At 61.0% G+C, this 16,226-nt stretch carries 12 protein-coding genes and 1 pseudogene; 5 read left to right on the top strand and 8 right to left on the bottom strand.

Annotation, left to right across the window (positions count from 1 at the left end; all coding sequences use genetic code 11):
- Positions 1-52: 52 nt before the first annotated feature.
- From ACK6BI_RS05615 to ACK6BI_RS05595, 5 genes are read left to right on the top strand one after another with little or no spacing between them, the layout of a single operon-like run.
- Positions 53-1,765 (top strand): DUF2138 domain-containing protein, encoded by a 1,713-nt coding sequence (locus ACK6BI_RS05615; RefSeq protein ID WP_409316299.1) that lies wholly within the window; start codon positions 53-55, stop codon positions 1,763-1,765.
- Positions 1,735-2,400, top strand: coding sequence for a DUF1175 domain-containing protein (locus tag ACK6BI_RS05610; RefSeq protein WP_065259561.1), 666 nt, complete (start codon positions 1,735-1,737; stop codon positions 2,398-2,400). Before ACK6BI_RS05615 ends, ACK6BI_RS05610 begins: the two co-directional genes overlap by 31 nt.
- Positions 2,397-6,962 (top strand): alpha-2-macroglobulin family protein, encoded by a 4,566-nt coding sequence (locus ACK6BI_RS05605; RefSeq protein WP_409316298.1) that lies wholly within the window; start codon positions 2,397-2,399, stop codon positions 6,960-6,962. Before ACK6BI_RS05610 ends, ACK6BI_RS05605 begins: the two co-directional genes overlap by 4 nt.
- Before the next feature lies 1 nt (position 6,963).
- The gene (locus ACK6BI_RS05600) at positions 6,964-8,583 is read left to right on the top strand and encodes a DUF2300 domain-containing protein (RefSeq protein ID WP_409316297.1); all 1,620 of its coding nucleotides are present in this window, start codon (positions 6,964-6,966) and stop codon (positions 8,581-8,583) included.
- 3 nt (positions 8,584-8,586) lie between these two features.
- Complete coding sequence (locus tag ACK6BI_RS05595) at positions 8,587-9,399, top strand: YfaP family protein (protein ID WP_409316296.1); 813 nt, start codon at positions 8,587-8,589, stop codon at positions 9,397-9,399.
- A 1-nt stretch (position 9,400) separates the two neighbouring features.
- On the opposite strand, the gene ACK6BI_RS05590 is transcribed toward ACK6BI_RS05595, so the two are convergent.
- From ACK6BI_RS05590 to eutC, 8 genes and pseudogenes are all read right to left on the bottom strand, one after another.
- Positions 9,401-9,853, bottom strand: a complete 453-nt coding sequence (locus ACK6BI_RS05590; protein ID WP_409316295.1) for a hypothetical protein — start codon at positions 9,851-9,853, stop codon at positions 9,401-9,403.
- 107 nt (positions 9,854-9,960) lie between these two features.
- A pseudogene (locus ACK6BI_RS05585) lies at positions 9,961-11,002 on the bottom strand (YhcG family protein).
- Positions 11,003-11,520: 518 nt separating this feature from the next.
- Positions 11,521-12,261, bottom strand: coding sequence for a helix-turn-helix transcriptional regulator (locus ACK6BI_RS05580; RefSeq protein WP_065259565.1), 741 nt, complete (start codon positions 12,259-12,261; stop codon positions 11,521-11,523).
- Between the two features lie 221 nt (positions 12,262-12,482).
- On the bottom strand, positions 12,483-13,010 hold the full coding sequence (gene ppa, locus ACK6BI_RS05575) for an inorganic diphosphatase (protein ID WP_065259566.1): 528 nt from the start codon (positions 13,008-13,010) through the stop codon (positions 12,483-12,485).
- Positions 13,011-13,122: 112 nt separating this feature from the next.
- Positions 13,123-13,935 (bottom strand): zinc-dependent peptidase, encoded by an 813-nt coding sequence (locus ACK6BI_RS05570; RefSeq protein ID WP_065259567.1) that lies wholly within the window; start codon positions 13,933-13,935, stop codon positions 13,123-13,125.
- Positions 13,936-13,939: 4 nt separating this feature from the next.
- Positions 13,940-14,596 (bottom strand): DedA family protein, encoded by a 657-nt coding sequence (locus ACK6BI_RS05565; protein ID WP_065259568.1) that lies wholly within the window; start codon positions 14,594-14,596, stop codon positions 13,940-13,942.
- A gap of 226 nt (positions 14,597-14,822) precedes the next feature.
- Complete coding sequence (locus ACK6BI_RS05560) at positions 14,823-15,284, bottom strand: N-acetyltransferase (RefSeq protein ID WP_085712303.1); 462 nt, start codon at positions 15,282-15,284, stop codon at positions 14,823-14,825.
- Positions 15,285-15,399: 115 nt separating this feature from the next.
- Complete coding sequence (gene eutC, locus ACK6BI_RS05555; RefSeq protein ID WP_409316294.1) at positions 15,400-16,224, bottom strand: ethanolamine ammonia-lyase subunit EutC; 825 nt, start codon at positions 16,222-16,224, stop codon at positions 15,400-15,402.
- Between the last annotated feature and the right edge of the window lie 2 nt (positions 16,225-16,226).

Here is a 16,226-nt window from a genome sequence, read left to right as displayed (position 1 = left end):
GCATCCCGCAACCACGGATGAACAGCCGAGCTTTGGGAACATGAGCGAGAAGATGAGCGAAAACACTGAGACCCCGGCGACCGCCGCACCCACCGCCAAACCCTCCCGGCGCTGGCCGTTGCTGGTGGCCGGCCTGTGCCTGGTGGCCGGCGTGGCGGGTGGGCTCGGCTGGCTGATGCACAAACCCAGGCTGCCGGCGGCGGCACTGGCCAGCGACAAGCTCGGCCTGAGTCGCCCGGACGCGCTGCTGGAAACCCGCTCCCTGAGCCAGTTGCCCAAGGACCTGCTGACGGTGCCGTTCCTCAAGGCCACGCTCACCGAGGATTTCGTCTTCTATTACGAGACCCACGCCGACCGTCTCGGCCTGATCGGCAGTCTGCGGCGGATCATCTACGAGCATGACCTGAAGCTGCAGGACAGCCTGATCGAGCAACTCTTCGATCAACCGGCGGACGTCGCGCTGTGGCGTGGCGCCGATGGTCGCCTGAAGGACTTCCTGCTGGTGATGGATCGCGGCGGGCTGGCCAGGCTGCTGGAACCGCTGGCAAAGGTCGCGCTGGATGACTCGCAACTGAGCGTGTTCAGCACCCTGAAAGTCGGCGGCGATGATGTGCCGCTGTATCAACTGACCTACAACGCCAGCAAATCCCTGCTGTTCGCTTCCCGTGGCGACAAGCTGGTGGTGTTGTCGAACCCGGCCAAGTTCTACGATCCGGAAAACGGCGCTTCCGAAGAGTCCGGCCATGTTTCTGCGCAAGCGCTGGCGGCGCTGCTCAACGGCGAAAAACTGTTCCCCGAAGCCTTCGGGCTACCGGTCAAGGCACCGGAAATCAAACAGCGTCTATCGGTCAACTCCAGCGTCCTGGCCATGGGTTACCAGCGTTTTATCCCGAACTTCGCCGGTCTGCGTTTCGACATGGACGACAAGGGCTGGCACAGCTTCCTGGCCATGGATGAACTGGACAATCAGCCGGACTTCGATTTCAAACCGGTCTGGCAGGCCATGCCCCTGGGCGCCAGTGCCTGTGTGACCTTGCCGGTGGCGGCCGAACCGCAGAAACCATTGCTGGTGAAGCTCGGTGCCGAAGAAGCGGTGGCGCAGAAACTCACCGAACACGTGGCCGGCGCGGCGGGCCTGTGCTGGTACGCCGATTCGCGGCTGTACACGCCGTTGCTGGTGGCCAGTCTGAAGGACGAAGACAGCGGCAAGCTCGACGCTGATATCGGCACGTTGTTCGATTCGATGGTCGGCGCCTACGAAAGCAAGGTCGACGACCACGCATTCCCGGTGGTCGAGAAGCAGGAAGGCCAGAGCCATCTCTGGCAGCGTCAGGTCAGCTCCAATTTTGGCCCGTATGCAGCGAAGGATGCCGAAAACCCGGATGCGATCACCGGCCGTGCCTTCATGAAGGTCAGCCTCGCGCGCCACGGTTCGACGCTATTGTTTTCCCTCGACGACAAGCTGGTCGACAAGGCCCTCGGCACCCTCGACAAGCGCTTCCCGCCGATGGCCGACGTGCTGCCGAAAGATGTGCTGATGCCGATCTACTTCGGCCCGGACTCCATGGCGCAACTGATGCAGCAGGAAACCCTCGACAGCCTGCCCCAAGACATGGAGCCGGTGTTCTACAACGCCGCGCAAACCTACCTGATCCCGAAACTGCGCACCCTCGGCGGCTACGGCAAATATGCCCTGACCCTGCCTGAAGGCAGTGAGCCCGACGGTCACTGGCAATGGCTGCCGCTGGAGTGGAAAGCGCTGTGACAGCACTTATCCGCAGCCTCGGCTTGTTCGCACTGTTACTGAGCGCGGGCGCCCGAGCGGTCGAAACGCCGGCGCTCGATCCTGCGCAATCTCAGGTCTTTCGCGCCTGGTTCGTGCGCATCGCTCAGGAGCAGTTGAGCAAAGGCCCGAGCCCGCGCTGGTATCAGCAGGACTGCGCCGGGCTGGTGCGGTTTGCCGCCAACGAAGCGCTGAAAGTCCATGACGACAAATGGCTGCGCAGCAATGGCGTGTCCAATCGCTACCTGCCGCCGGAGCTGGACCTGAGCGCCGACCAGCGCAAGCTCGCCCAGCAATGGCAGCAGGGCGGCGGCAAGGTCGGACCCTACGTCAACGCAATCAAACTGATTCAGTTCAACAGCCATCTGATCGGCCGCGACGTGTCCCAGGCACGGCCCGGCGATCTGATGTTTTTCGATCAGGGCGACGACCAGCACCTGATGATCTGGATGGGCCGCTACATCGCCTATCACACCGGCACGACCACCCCAACCGACAACGGCATGCGTTCGGCAAGCCTGCAGCAACTCATGACATGGAAGGACACCCGATGGATACCCGACGCAGCCAACCCCAACTTCATCGGCGTCTATCGACTGAACTTTCTCTCCCAATGACCGGTGCCCGCATGTTGCGTTTACTGCCTTTTCTGTTGTTGTTAGCCCTGCCGTTTTCAACGGTAAATGCCGATGACTCTGTCGAGCCAAGCGGCTACGCACCGGTCTCCGGTGAAAGCTTTTTCCTGCTGGCCGACAGCAGTTTTGCCAGCGACGAGCAGGCGGTGGTCCGCCTCGAAGCGCCGGGCCGTGACTACCGTCGTTTCCGCATGGAACCGTATGGCGGGGCCGACATCCGCGTGTACAGGATCGACAAGCCGCTGGACTTCCTCAAGCGCCAGAAGAACCTGCACCGCGTGGTCAGCGACGGCCAGTTCAAGGGCGAAGGCCTGTCCAACACCCTCGCATATCTGTGGGACAACTGGTACCGCAAATCCCGCCGGGTAATGCAGCGTGCGTTCTCCTACGAGTCGCGTCAGCAAGTCACCGAGCAAGTGCCGGAACTGAAGATGGGCAACGCCATCGCCGCGCCGACGCCGTACGACGCGCAACCGCAATTCGCCCTGATTCCGGGCCTGCCGGTGGTCAGCCAGTTCCGTTATCCGCTGTGGCAGGCCAAGCCGATCCAGCCGCCGGCCGGGGTCAATCTGGCCGGGTCCTCCAGCGAGTTCGTCAGCGTTGCCCCGGGTAACGTCTACATCCCGCTGGGCAATCTGAAACCGGGGCTGTATCTGGTCGAAGCGCTGATCGGCAAGTACCGTGCAACCACGATGGTGTTCGTTTCCAACACCGTTGCCGTGAGCAAGATTGCCGGCGATGAACTGCTGGTCTGGGCTGCCCGCAAGCACGAAGGCAGCTCTGTGCCGAAGGTCAATGTGTTGTGGACTGACGGCCTCGGCGTGATGAGCAGCGGTGCCACCGACACCGACGGTCTGCTGCGCTTGAAACACGTCAGCCCGGAGCGTTCGTTCGTCATTGGCGAGGACGAAGAGGGCGGCGTATTTGTCTCGGAAAACTTCTATTACGACAGCGAAATCTACGACACCAAACTCTATGCCTTCACCGACCGGCCGCTGTATCGCCCGGGTGATTGGGTGTCGCTGAAAATCGTCGGTCGCGACTTCAAGAACGCACGGGACTCGGTACTGCCGGGCGCGGCGGACGTTGATGTCAGCGTGCTCGATGCCACCGGCACCGAGTTGCAGCGTCTCGATCTGAAGCTTGATGCCAAGGCCGGTACCCAAGGCCGTTTCCAGTTGCCGGACAACGCGGTGGCCGGTGGTTACGAGATTCGCTTCAACTACAAGGATCAGGCTTACAGCAGCGCGTTCCGGGTGGCGGAGTACATCAAGCCGCACTTTGAAATCTCGCTGAATCTGGCCAAGCAGGATTACCGCACCGGCGAAGCGGTGAAGGGCAGCCTGGTGCTGCTGTACCCGGACGGCAAACCGGTGGCCAACGCCAAACTGTCTCTGAGCCTGCGCGCCCAGCAACTGTCGATGGTCGACAATGAGCTGCAATACCTCGGGCAATTCCCGGTGGAACTGACCAGCACCGAACTGACCACAGACAGCAAGGGCAGCGCGACCCTCGACCTGCCGGCCACGGACAAACCAAGCCGTTACATGCTCACGGTGTTTGCCAGCGATGGTGCAGCGTATCGGGTCAAGACCACCAAGGAAATCCTCATCGACCGGGGCGCCGCCAGCTTCCGCCTGAGCGCACCTCAGCGCTTCAGCGCAGTCGGTGACAAGGTCGCATTCAGCTACGCCAATGAGGGGGGCAGCGAACAGGCCCGGGCCGTTGTGCCGAGCAGCTACAGTTGGGTGCGTCTGGAAGACCAGACCACCGGCGAAGGTAAACTGGCAGCGAAAGACAAAGGCTTCAGTGTGACGTTCGATCGTCCGGGGACCTACAACCTGTCGCTGAAGGATCAGTTTGGCCGGGTGCTCGGTGGCACCGGTCATTCGGTCACCGGCGATGGCGTCAAGGCTGTGCCGGGCACCGTGGAAATCGTCCTCGACAAACCCGAGTACAAGGCCGGTGACGAAGCACTGGCGCTGATCACCTTCCCGGAGCCAGTCAGCGATGCACTGCTGTCGCTGGAGCGCGACAAGGTCGAGGCTACCGCGCTGCTGGCCAAGGGCGGCGACTGGCTGAAGCTGGAAAAACTCAGTGACACCCAATACCGCGCCCGCATCCCGGTGAAGGATAACTTCGCGCCGAACCTGACGTTCTCCGTGCTGTACACCAAGGGCGGTCAGTACAGCTTCCAGAACGCCGGGATCAAGGTCGTCGCGCCGCAGATCGACGTGGCGATCAAGACTGACAAAGAGACGTATCAGCCGGGCGATACCGTGACGGTCGACCTGACCACCCGGTTCGCCGGCAAGGCCGTGCCGGCGCACTTGACGGTCAGTGTGGTCGACGAAATGGTCTACGCGCTGCAACCGGAAGTCGCGCCGACCATCGACCAGTTCTTCTACCACCCGCGCCGCAACAACGTGCGCACCAGCGCCAGCCTGTCGTTCATCAGTTACGACGTGGCATTGCCGGGCAGCCCGGGGGCGCCGGGCAAAGCCAATCGCAGCGAACGCGGGGTGAAAGTGCTGGAACGGCCGCGCCGCGAAGACGTCGACACCGCCGCGTGGCAACCGGAGCTGCTGACCGATGCCGACGGCAAGACTCGCTTCACCTTCAAGATGCCGGACTCGCTGACCCGCTGGCGCATCACCGCGCGGGCGATTGCCGATGATGGTCAGGTCGGGCAGAAGAAGCAGTTCGTGCGCTCGGAAAAACCGCTGTACCTGAAGTGGAGCGGGCCGAGCAAATTCCGCAAGGGCGATCAGCCGCAACTCGGCGTGTTCGCCTTCAACCAGGCCGAAAAACCGGTCAAGGCTGAACTGGTGACCCACTACGCCGGCACCGAACAGCGTCTGCCGGTGACCCTCAACAACGGCATCAACTACCTGCCGTTGCCGGCGTTCGCCCTGGCTTCCGGCGAGTGGACCGCCGAGCTGGTGCAGGACGGCAAAACCGCCGATGCTCTCGCAGTGCGCCTGACCGCCACCGGTGAAAGCTGGCAAGTGACGCAGACCCAGAGTCTGGACGTGGCCAGCGGCGATACACCGTTGAGCCTGCCGGCAGACGCCACTGACATCCGCCTGCGTCTGGATGACAGCCCGCAAGCGTTGTTCCGTTCGGCCCTCGACGATCTGCTCGGCTATCCGTACGGCGGCGTCGAACAGACCGCCAGCCGCTTGCTGCCGCTGAGCATCGCCTATCCGTCGCTGGCGTCTAGCCCGCAGCTCCGCGATCGCCTGCGCCTGATCATGCAAAACAGCCGTCTGCGTCTGGTGCAAATGGCCGGGCCGTCGGCGAGCTTCACTTGGTGGGGCTTCGACGGCGAGCCGGATGCGTTTCTCACCGCTTATGCCTATTACGCCGACTGGAACGCCAGCCGGGTGCTGGAGCTGACCCTGCCGCCGGAGCACTGGCAGCGGGTGCTTGAGGTCTACGCCAAGCAGGCGCCGAACACACCATTGCTGCAACGGGCGCTGATCCTGTCGTTCGCCAAACAGATGCATCTGCCGGTCAACACATTGCTCAGCGGCTTGATGGACGATCTGTCCAGGGCTGGTGAAGGCAATACCGAAACCCTGATGGACGACGGTGAAGACAGTCTGGTGATGAGCGATCCGGAATCGGCGCTCGGTCTGGCGGCGGCGCGGGTCTTGACCGCCTCGCTCGCTACCCAGTCCAAAGTCGCGTTGCCGGATGCGTTCAATCGTCAGCTGAGCGCTGCACAACAGCGTTTGGCCGTCAGCTCTCAACCGTTTGTCGAAGCGCTGAACCTGTCGCTGCAACCGTTCGATCAGGCCCGTGCGACAGCGCTGCTGCAACGCCTGCTGCCACAGCAATCGACCCTCGAACGTGCGCTGGCGCTGACCTGGCTGCAACGCAGCATCGCTCAGGCCTCGCCGACCATCGCGCTGGCACCGGGCGAAGGCTGGAAGAAAAACTACGGCGCAACCGGCGAGATGTACTGGACGTGGCAAGGTGCGACGCCGGTGCCGAGCGTGTTGACGGTGTCCGGCACTCAGGAGCGTCCGTTGCGTGCCGCGCTGAGTTTCCAGACTCAACAACCGGCGGTTGATCCGATGGCCGTGACCATCACTCGTCGCCTGTCGCGCCTGGTGCCGGGTGACGAAGCGTTCACCTTCAAACTGGAGCCGGTCGGCAGCAAGCCGTTGTCGAGCGACAGTCTGTATCTGGACGAAGTGATCCTCACCAGCAAGGCACCGAAACCGCTGCGCTACGGCATGCTCGAAGTGCCGTTGCCGCCGGGCGCCGATGTCGAGCGCACCACGTGGGGCATCAAGTTGCAGAGCAAGGACGGCACTGAGCCGACCGCGCTGGAAAAAGCACGGTTCGAACCGGGCCAACTGGCCTACGCCGTGCCGGTGGATGCGCTGAGCGGTGAATTGCGCCTGCGGCATCTGGTGCGCTTCTCGCAGAAGGGCCAGTTCAACCTGCCGCCGGTGCGTTTCACTCAGGTCTACGCGCCGCAGCATCAGGCCCAGGAGGCGAAAGCCGCCCTCGGTCAGGTCACGGTCAACTGACATGACCCGGCCGCTGCTGTGGCTGCTGCTGTGTCTGATCCCTGCGCTGGCGACAGCGCAGGATGAGCCGTTGCGCGTGGCCTACAAGGGCGAACTGTTGTCGCTGAACACTACGCAACTGACCGCTCGCGAGCCGTTGCCGTCGTCGCTGGAGACGCCGCTGGGCAGTCTGTGGAAGGTGTTCGTTTACGCGTGGCTGGTGGAAACCGGCGCACGGGAACCTGCGTATGAATGCCGCGGGCAGTCGAAGGAAGAAGTCTATTGCTGCGCCGCGGGCGGCAAGATCGAGCGTGATCAGGCGCTGGTAAAATCCTGCGGGCTGTATTTCGAGCCGGCGCGGCTGGGCATAACCGCTGGCGATTGGAAAACCTATTGGCAAGCGCGACAGGCGCCGTCGTGGTTGCTGGATTTGCCATCGGTGCAGCCGGCTACTCGGGTGTCCGTGGCTGACTTGCTGAAGGTTTTGTCTTGGTTGCCGGCTCAGGATCAGATGCATCGTGTGCTGCTCGACGTGGTGCTGAACGCGGCGGATGGCAATGTCGTCGGTGAACTCGGCGGCCGCTTGCGGGTGAAGACCTGGAGCTGGCTCGGCGATCAGGACCCGCAATCACGTCAGGGCGGATTCGCCGGCTGGACGGCAGATGGCTCGCCGATCTGGGCCGGTGGCCGGGGGACCAGTCAGATGGTGTTGCGGCATTACGGTTCGGCCTTGGCAACCGTGTTGCCCGCATCATGGCCGGCGGACGCGGGGCGATGTGTCGAAGTCGGTCTGTTTTCGCGTTATCCCGTTACCCGGGTCATGACCGGTGATCGGGTGGTGACTTCAGGCCCGTTGCAGGGCGATTACCGCGTCGAATTCGCCAACGGCAATGCGCTGGATATCCACAGCGACGGCGAACTGTTTCTGCTCAACGACAAGCTTGTGGCGCGGCTGGATCGCGAAGAATACGTCGCTCGGGTGTTGGAACGCGAAGCCAAACCGGCACCTGCCGAAGCGGCTAAAGCGTTGGCCGTGGCGATCCGCACTTATCTGCTGCAGAACGCCACACGCAACGGCGAATGTCTGAGCATCGATGACAGCAGCACCCGTCAGCGTGTCGCTCCGCGTCCGGCGTCCGCCGAATCGCGCAACATCGCGGCATGGACGGCGGATCTGGTGTTGGCCGGGAGCAACGTCACCTATCACTCCGATCAACCCGGCCCCGACAAGCTGGCTTGGCAACAGGCCGTCGAGCAAGCCGGTGCCGGTCAGCGTTACGACGCAATTCTGCTGCACGCCTATCCCCGCGCCAGCCTCAGCCGCTGGGACAACCCGGTGGCGTCCTGCGAAGCACTGCCCGCCGCACAGGACTGGCTGCAGAAGCAGCGGCGTGGCTGGCGTCCGAAGCTGGAAAGTGAAACCGGCTACAGCGAAGTCAGCACTTTCGCCGTCTGCAAACTCGCGTTCGGACGCCCCTTCGTCGACCGCGAACGCCAGCGCATCTACGTGCGCGGCGTGCTGTCGTTGCAGGATCGCCTCGATTTGACTCACGAATACCTGCACCTGGCCTTTGAAGCACACCCCAATGGCCAGGATGAAACCTATATCGAAGGGCTTGCCCGTCACCTTTTGCTGGAATAGACCATGACACTCCGTTTTCCACAGGCCCTGCTGTTGCTCTGCGCATTCAATGCATTGCCGATGGCGATGGCCGCCGACAGCGTCAAACTCGACACCCCGGTCGGTGGCTGGCGCACCGGCGCGCCCGAAGGCGAGGGAGAAAACTTCCGCCAGACCGTCAACTACCCGGCCTCCTCGGTGAACACCCCGCTCGGCCAGGCCAACACCGCACGCATCAGCGGCGAAATCAAAGCCACTCCGAAAAGCAAAGAGCCCGGGCGGCTGATCGTCAACGGCGTCAGCATGCCGCTGAAAATCGATGACAGCGGTCGCTTCGACCGCCCGTTCTCCTTCCCCAAAGGCAGCAACAGCGTCGAAGTCCGCAGCCCCGACGGCCAGCAACGTCACCGCACCCAATTCCTCAACGCCAGCGGCGGCGCCACCCCGGCCAAACTGCGCGTGCTGCTGTCCTGGGACAGCGACGGCACCGACCTCGACCTGCACCTGATCACCCCCGACGGCGCGCACATCTGGTATGGCGACCGCGTGGCCCCCAACGGAGCGGCCCTGGACGTCGACGTGACCACCGGCTACGGCCCGGAAATCTTCGCTATGCCGGCGCCGATCAAGGGGCAGTATCTGGTGTATGTGAACTATTTCGGCGGTGGCTATCGCGGGGATGACGAGGGCGGGGAAGAGGCGGTGCAGCCGCTGACCACCGCTCAGGTAACGGTGATTACCGAGGAAGGGACGCCGAGCGAGAAGATGGAGACGTTCGTGGTGCCGATGCGGGCGGTGGGGGAGTTGACGTTGGTTAAGGCGTTTAGTTATCCGTGAGTCAATCGGGGAAAACGCCGCACAGTGCATTGCCTTCATATCCGTGAACGATGGGTCCCAGCACCATGAGTGGACCACAAGCGTATAGCGGAGATGGCACTTTTTGCTCGGTGTCGAGCAGAACGACTTCGTTTCCGAACTCGTCTTTGCCGAAGGACTGCTCGGAATACGACGCGCACACCGGCAGTTTCAACGGCACCGGAACCAGCGCCCAGATAGTAACTCCGCACCATTCTCGGACAGGTGTCGATTTTGCTGTTCTGGTGATCTGTGGGGAAGTCGAGCGGTAGCTTTGTGCTCTGTAGGCGTCGGTTTTGAGTGTGGTTTTTTCAGGGAGGGAAACGCCTACTCCCACGCATGCTGTCAGGCTGAGGTATGCAGTCGTTGTCAGGGTCGCAGATGTCAGTCGTGAATTCATGAGGTGGGTTATCAATTTTGAAACGTCCTTGTGCACTATTGTTCCTTGCTTTTCCGTGCCGGGTAACGGTGAAACTCTCCGCGAGGTCGATGTTTCCCGGGACTGAATAATGACCTCTGTCTTAATCCAAAAGGCTGGTGCGATCAGTGCTCGTCACCATTCCTCGATATGTCATCACTCGCCAGTTCACGCTCGATTTGTTCGATGCTGGGCAGGCTGGTTTGAAGTTCTACCGGCAGAGACTCTACCAATTGGTATTCCGCCACCCCGATAGGGCGGGCGTTGTCACGTAGGGCATATTCAGCTACTACCTTATTCTTGCTTTTGCATAGTAGTAGACCAATGGCCGGGCTGTCTTGGGGGTGTTTGAGCTGTGCATCGACTGCGGTCAGATAAAAGCTCAGTTGCCCCAAATGCTCGGGCTTGAATTTGCCAGCCTTGAGTTCTATCACCACGTAGCAACGGAGCTTGAGGTGATAAAACAGCAGATCGATAAAGAACTCGTCACTGCTGACCGACGAATGCAAAGCCTGCACCCAGTTCCAAGAGGAAATCAGTGACATGCTTGATTAGAGCGTTTTCAATTTCTCTTTCTTGGGCATCTACGGTCAGACCGAGGAAATCGAAACGGTACGGGTCTTTCAGCGACTCGCGGGCCAGGTCGGAATGAGGTTTTGGCAGGTTGCTGTCGAAGTTACTGATTGCTTTGCCGCTGCGCTCCAGCAAGCGGGTCTCGATTTGCATTACTAGAATGCTGCGTGACCAGTTGTGCTCGATGGCCTGAGAGGCGTACCAGAGGCGGCTTTCTGTGCAATGTAATTTGTCCAGCAGCGCCAGCTGATGATACCAAGGCAATTGTGCAAGCACCCCTTGCACAAATGTTGCGTCCGGCCACGCCTCCGCAAAAGCGCGCATGTATTTGAGATTGCGTGGGGAAAAACCTTTCATTTCTGGAAACGCTGCGCGCAGATCCTGAGCCAGGCGGTCGATCACCTTTGCTCCCCAGCCCTGTTGCGCCTGCCGAGACAGGATATCGTGGCCGATCTGCCAGTAAAGAAGCACTAGTTCGCGATTGACTGCCAGTGTTGCGCGCTGTTGAGCGCTATGGATTCGGCTCTTGAGGTCGGTCAGCCATTCGCTGTAACCCTCGGGCTGTGTACTTAGGCTGACAGGGTTGTCGAGCATGCTATTTCCGCCTGGCTATCGGTGCTGCCTTACGGGGTTGCAGGCAAGGCTGAAGATTAGCCAGCGCAATTCTCCGGTGCAAGGTGACTGGAGCGCTCTAGGAGATTTCCTTCGGCACAAAGAGATGCGACTTACACTTTCAGGCGTCTGTGCCTTGCAGGAAAGCGGTGTTGACACTATTAATGCTGAATCAGCAGCTTTTCAGCAGGCATTAAAAAGCCGGCTTGTGGCCGGCTTCTCGGGGACTGGCTTGGTTTATTTTTGGTAAACCGCGCCAGCCTTCAAAACGTACATCCGGATCTTGCGTCCGGCTGTGGGACTTGGTCAGACAGTGGTCTGCCGCGTCAGGCGTCATCTGGGCCGCAGGGCGGGGCGATGCGCGAATGTGGGGCGCAGGATACTGAGTTTTGCCGGGGATTCCCAGCTTGAACTGCGGTTTAGAGCGATCAAACTGCAGAAAATCGAGGATTTGTACCGAGTTTCAGGGCCTCATCGCCAGCAGGCCGGCTCTCACCAGGTCAAAGAAACGGCACCACCGGCCGCCGCTTGCCCAGCGTCGACCACCAGAACACCCACCCCAACACATGAATTCTCTGCTCCTCGATCTGCGCAGCCCTGAAGATCTCGTCCGGGTATTCCGCGCTGTTGTGGCTGCGCAGGCGCAGGGCGTTGCCGGGCATGCGGTGCAGGTATTTGATGCGCAGCATGCCGTCATGTTCGATGGCGTAGATTTCACCGTCCACCACCTGGGTGAGGCTGCGGTCGATGGCGAGGGTGGAGCCGTCTTCGATTTTCTCGGCCATGCTGTTGCCGATCATGTGGGTGCAGATGGCATCGGTGGGGTGGATGTCCAGGGATTCAAGATGGCTGCGGGGCAGGCGGACGGTCTGCTCCGGGTCCTTGATGACATGGGTCTTGCCGGAGCCGGCTGCCGTGGGCGCTTCCTTGTAGAGCGGCAGTTCGATGTCGGTGGATTCGAGCACCGTGTAAACGCCACTGATGGACTGGGCATCGAACGTATCGCCCGGCCCTGCCTGCAGGCGCGGGGCGTCTTTCGGGCCTTCGCCGGTCCTCAGCCAGAGACTGTTGACCGATAACAGGCGCGCCACCTCTTCCATGCGGTACGCGGGGACGCCCCGGGTGTACCAGTTATGAACGTTTTGGGCTTCCGTGCCCCAGAACTTTGCGAATCCCGTGGTGGTGATGTTCGCAGCTTCCAGGAGTGCCTTGAATCTTGGACCGCTAGTGTTCTTTCTCATAAACACGAGTCTAAGGCCGGCCCAGAGCGCTTTGAATAAACCTGGCGTTCAAAATCGAGGCAAATTTTGCGACGGGATGTAAGACGTACTTGTGGGAAATTACACACACTAAAACTTTTCTGTAGGCAGCCATAAACAGAGCGTTTAAATCCCCGCCCGCCAGGCACAAAAAACCCCGGATCAACCGGGGTTTTCTTCAAGCATGCCGCAGGTCGAGAGGCTTAGCCTTTGTAGGCGGCAACCGACTTGGTGATCGCGGCGCGGGCAGCGTCAGCGCCGTCCCAGCCTTCGATTTTCACCCATTTGCCTTTTTCGAGATCCTTGTAGTTCGCGAAGAAGTGCTCGATCTGCTGGATCAGCAGAGCTGGCAGGTCGGTGTATTCCTTCACGTCCACGTACAGCTGGGACAGCTTGTCGTGCGGGACTGCGATGACTTTGGCATCGCCGCCGCCGTCGTCGGTCATGTTCAGGACGCCGACCGGACGTGCGCGGATCACCGAACCTGGCGCAACCGGGTAAGGGGTCACGACCAGCACGTCCAGGGGATCACCGTCGTCAGCCAGGGTGTTCGGGATGAAACCGTAGTTGGCCGGATAGAACATCGGGGTGGCCATGAAACGGTCAACGAACAGGCAATCGCTGTCTTTGTCGATTTCGTACTTGATCGGCGCGTGGTTGGCCGGGATCTCGATCGCGACGTAGATGTCGTTCGGCAGGTCTTTGCCAGCCGGAATCTTGCTGTAGCTCATTGGGCGTTGCCCCCGTTAGTAGACCAAAACACTTGGCCGGATTGACCAAAAAGTGGCGGCGATTATAGGCATATTCGACCCGCGATGCCATGCACCGAAAGTCGTCCGGGCCTTACTCGTGTGCCTGATAGACCGGGTCCGTGGCCTGAAGTTGCTTCAGTCGGGCCAATGGATCCTGGCGATAGAAAAGTCGCAGCTGCGCATACACCTGTGGATAAGCCTCGTGCAGCAGGTCCGGGGCGCTGAAAAAGTATTCGCTGGTGACGGCAAAGAACTCGGCCGGGTTCTCGGCGGCATACGGGTCGATGGCCGTTTCGGCGTCGGGATGGCGGTCGAGCTGGCGGTTGAGATCATCGTAGGCCGCCTGCATGACCTCGGCCCAGTCGCTGACCCGCATGTCGGCGTGCAGCGGCGGCAGGCCATTGGCGTTGCCGTTGAGCATGTCGAGTTTGTGCGCCAGTTCGTGGATCACCAGGTTATAGCCTTCCCAGCCACCACTGGCCATCACTCCGGGCCAGGCGAGAATGACCGGCCCCTGCTGCCAGGCTTCGCCGCTATGTTCGCCATCCCACTCGTGCTCGACGCCACTGGCATCGCGATGGCGCTGCGGGCTGAGGAAGTCGTCGGGGTACAGAATGATTTCGTGGAAGCCCTGATACCAGTTCAGATCGCCGAGGTGCAAAAGCGGCAACTGCGCCTGGGCTGCGAGCAGCAGACGCTGTTCCTGATGCAGCTCGACACCGGGCAGGGCGGTCAGGTGTTTGTCTTCGAGGAACAGTACGCAGGCTTCGCGCAACCATTGGTCCTCTGCCGGGCTGATGCCGTCAAGAAAGCTCAGATGGTGGCGCACCCGTTGCCACATGTCATCGGCAATCGGGTGCCTGGCCAGAATGCGCCGGCGTCGCCAGGCGCTCAGTGACCACATCGGATCAGCGCGACTCGGCTTTGGAACCGGCACCGCCAAGGCGGCTGCGCAGCATGCCGATGATCATCGGCACCAGCGACAGCAGGATGATACCGACCACCAGCAGCGACAGATTCTTCTTGATGAACGGTACGTTGCCGAAGAAGTAGCCCAGGGTCACCAGACCGCCGACCCACAGAATCGTGCCGAACACGCTGAAGCCGAAGAAACGCGGGTAAGGCATTTTCGCGACGCCGGCGACGAACGGCGCAAATGTGCGGATGATCGGCAGGAAGCGCGCCAGGGTCACGGTCTTGCCGCCGTGCTTGTCGTAGAAGTCGTGAGTCTGTTGCAGATAATCCCGACGGAAAATTTTCGAATCCGGATTGCTGAACAGCTTCTCTCCGGCCGTCCGTCCGATCACGTAGTTGGTGCTGTCGCCCAGGATCGCCGCCAGCATCAATAGACCGGCCAGCAATACCGGGTCCATGCCGCCGCCGGCTGCGACTGCGCCAGCGATGAACAACAGCGAATCACCTGGCAGGAACGGTGTGACCACCAGTCCGGTTTCGCAAAAAATGACCAGAAACAGGATGGCGTAGATCCAGGTCCCATAGTTATTCACCAGCATGTCGAGGTAGACGTCGAGATGCAGAATGATGTCGATCGGGTTGAAATCCATGTGGGCACCTGTGGTGATGGCCCGACTCGGCAGGCCTGTGCGGATGATTCGGTGTAAGCCTACAAGCGGGTGTAGTTTTTCTTACAAGCCGGAAAGCACAGGATTATACGATCTGATAGGTGAAAAGCGCGTTGGTTTTGTAGCGGGGCGTTTCGAGGGGAAACGACGCGCAGGCCTTGGTGGCGAGGAAGACTGCTCCTTCGCCACGATGGCCTGTTAGAAAAAATCAGAGTTCGTCGCTGATCGGCAGAATGTAGTTCTTGAACTCGGTGTCTTCCTTGAAGCCGATGGACTCGTAGGTTTTCTGCGCCACTTCGTTGTCGCTGCTGGTGGACACGCGCATGCGCACAGCCTGGGTTTCCTTGGCCATACGCTTGGCGGTGCGGATCAGATTGTCGGCGACCAGCTGACGGCGGGCATCTTCGGCAACATAGATGTCGTTGAGGATCCACACGCGCTTGAGCGACAGCGAGGAAAAGCTCGGGTAGAGCTGGCAGAAGCCCATGAGCTTCTTGTCGTCATCATCGGCCAGGGCCAGGTAAATGACCGATTCCTTGCGCCGCAGACGCTTTTCGAGGAAGGCCCGGGACGAGTCCGGATAAGGCAGTGCGCCGTAGAACTCACGATATTTGACGAACAGCGGGGCCAGCAGGTCCAGGTGTTCGAGGGTCGCTTGAATAATCCGCATGATAGGTCTCGTCTTCAAGTGGCTGTCTTCAACTGCTCTGACGGCGATGGGAAACCCGGGCGGCCGTGCGTCGATCCTGCCTGAAAGCGGCGCAGTAAGGCAATGCGGAAACGGTTCAGGCCGGGGGCGGATCGAGTAGGAAATTACTCTTCATGTCTGCACCGGCTTCCGATTCCAGCGTCTGAACCTGCGCCTCGTCCTTCAGATTGACCCCCGACAGCTGCCGTCGACAGGCTTCGCGCATCAGATACAGCAGGCGATGGGCCGCCATGCCGTAGCTCAAGCCTTCAAGCCGCACATTGGAGATGCAATTGCGGTAGGCATCGGTGAGGCCGACCTTTGGATTGTAGGTGAAATATAAACCGAGGCTGTCCGGCGAACTGAGGCCGGGGCGCTCTCCGATCAGCATTACGACCATTTTGGCGCCCAGTAACTGGCCGATTTCGTCGCCAACAGCCACTCGACCTTGTTCAACCAGCACCACGGGCGCGATAGACCATTCGTCGGCTGCCATCTGTTCTTCCAGGCGGGTGAGGAATGGCAGGGTATGCCGATGCACCGCCAGCGCCGAGAGACCATCGGCCACTACGATCACCAGATCCACGCCGCCCGGATTCGCCAGGGCGTATTCGCGCAAGGTTTGCGCCGATTGATCGCTCAACTTGCGCCCCAGATCCGGACGTTGCAGGTAACTGTTGCGATCCGTCGCCGCGCTGTGCAGCAGCAGGCTGTCGCGCTGGCGTTCGGCCAGTTGGGCACTGAGCCCGGCGTGATCGAAGGGCAGATGCACGGCATCCCGGGCCTGCGCGTGGGCGTACTGGAAATCCAGCTGTGCGCGGGTCGGCAGGCTGGTGCCGGTGCGGCCGAGGGCGATCCGCGCCGGGGTCAGGCGACGCAGCTCATGCCAGGGGTTTTGTGGATCGACGGGCGGTTTTTCCATCT

The sequence above is a fragment of the Pseudomonas sp. KCJK9016 genome (assembly GCF_046231795.1).
GTDB classification, from domain to species: domain Bacteria; phylum Pseudomonadota; class Gammaproteobacteria; order Pseudomonadales; family Pseudomonadaceae; genus Aquipseudomonas; species Aquipseudomonas bananamidigenes.
Note: the sequence above shows the minus strand (reverse complement) of the source record. Positions and strands in the feature narration are given on the sequence as shown.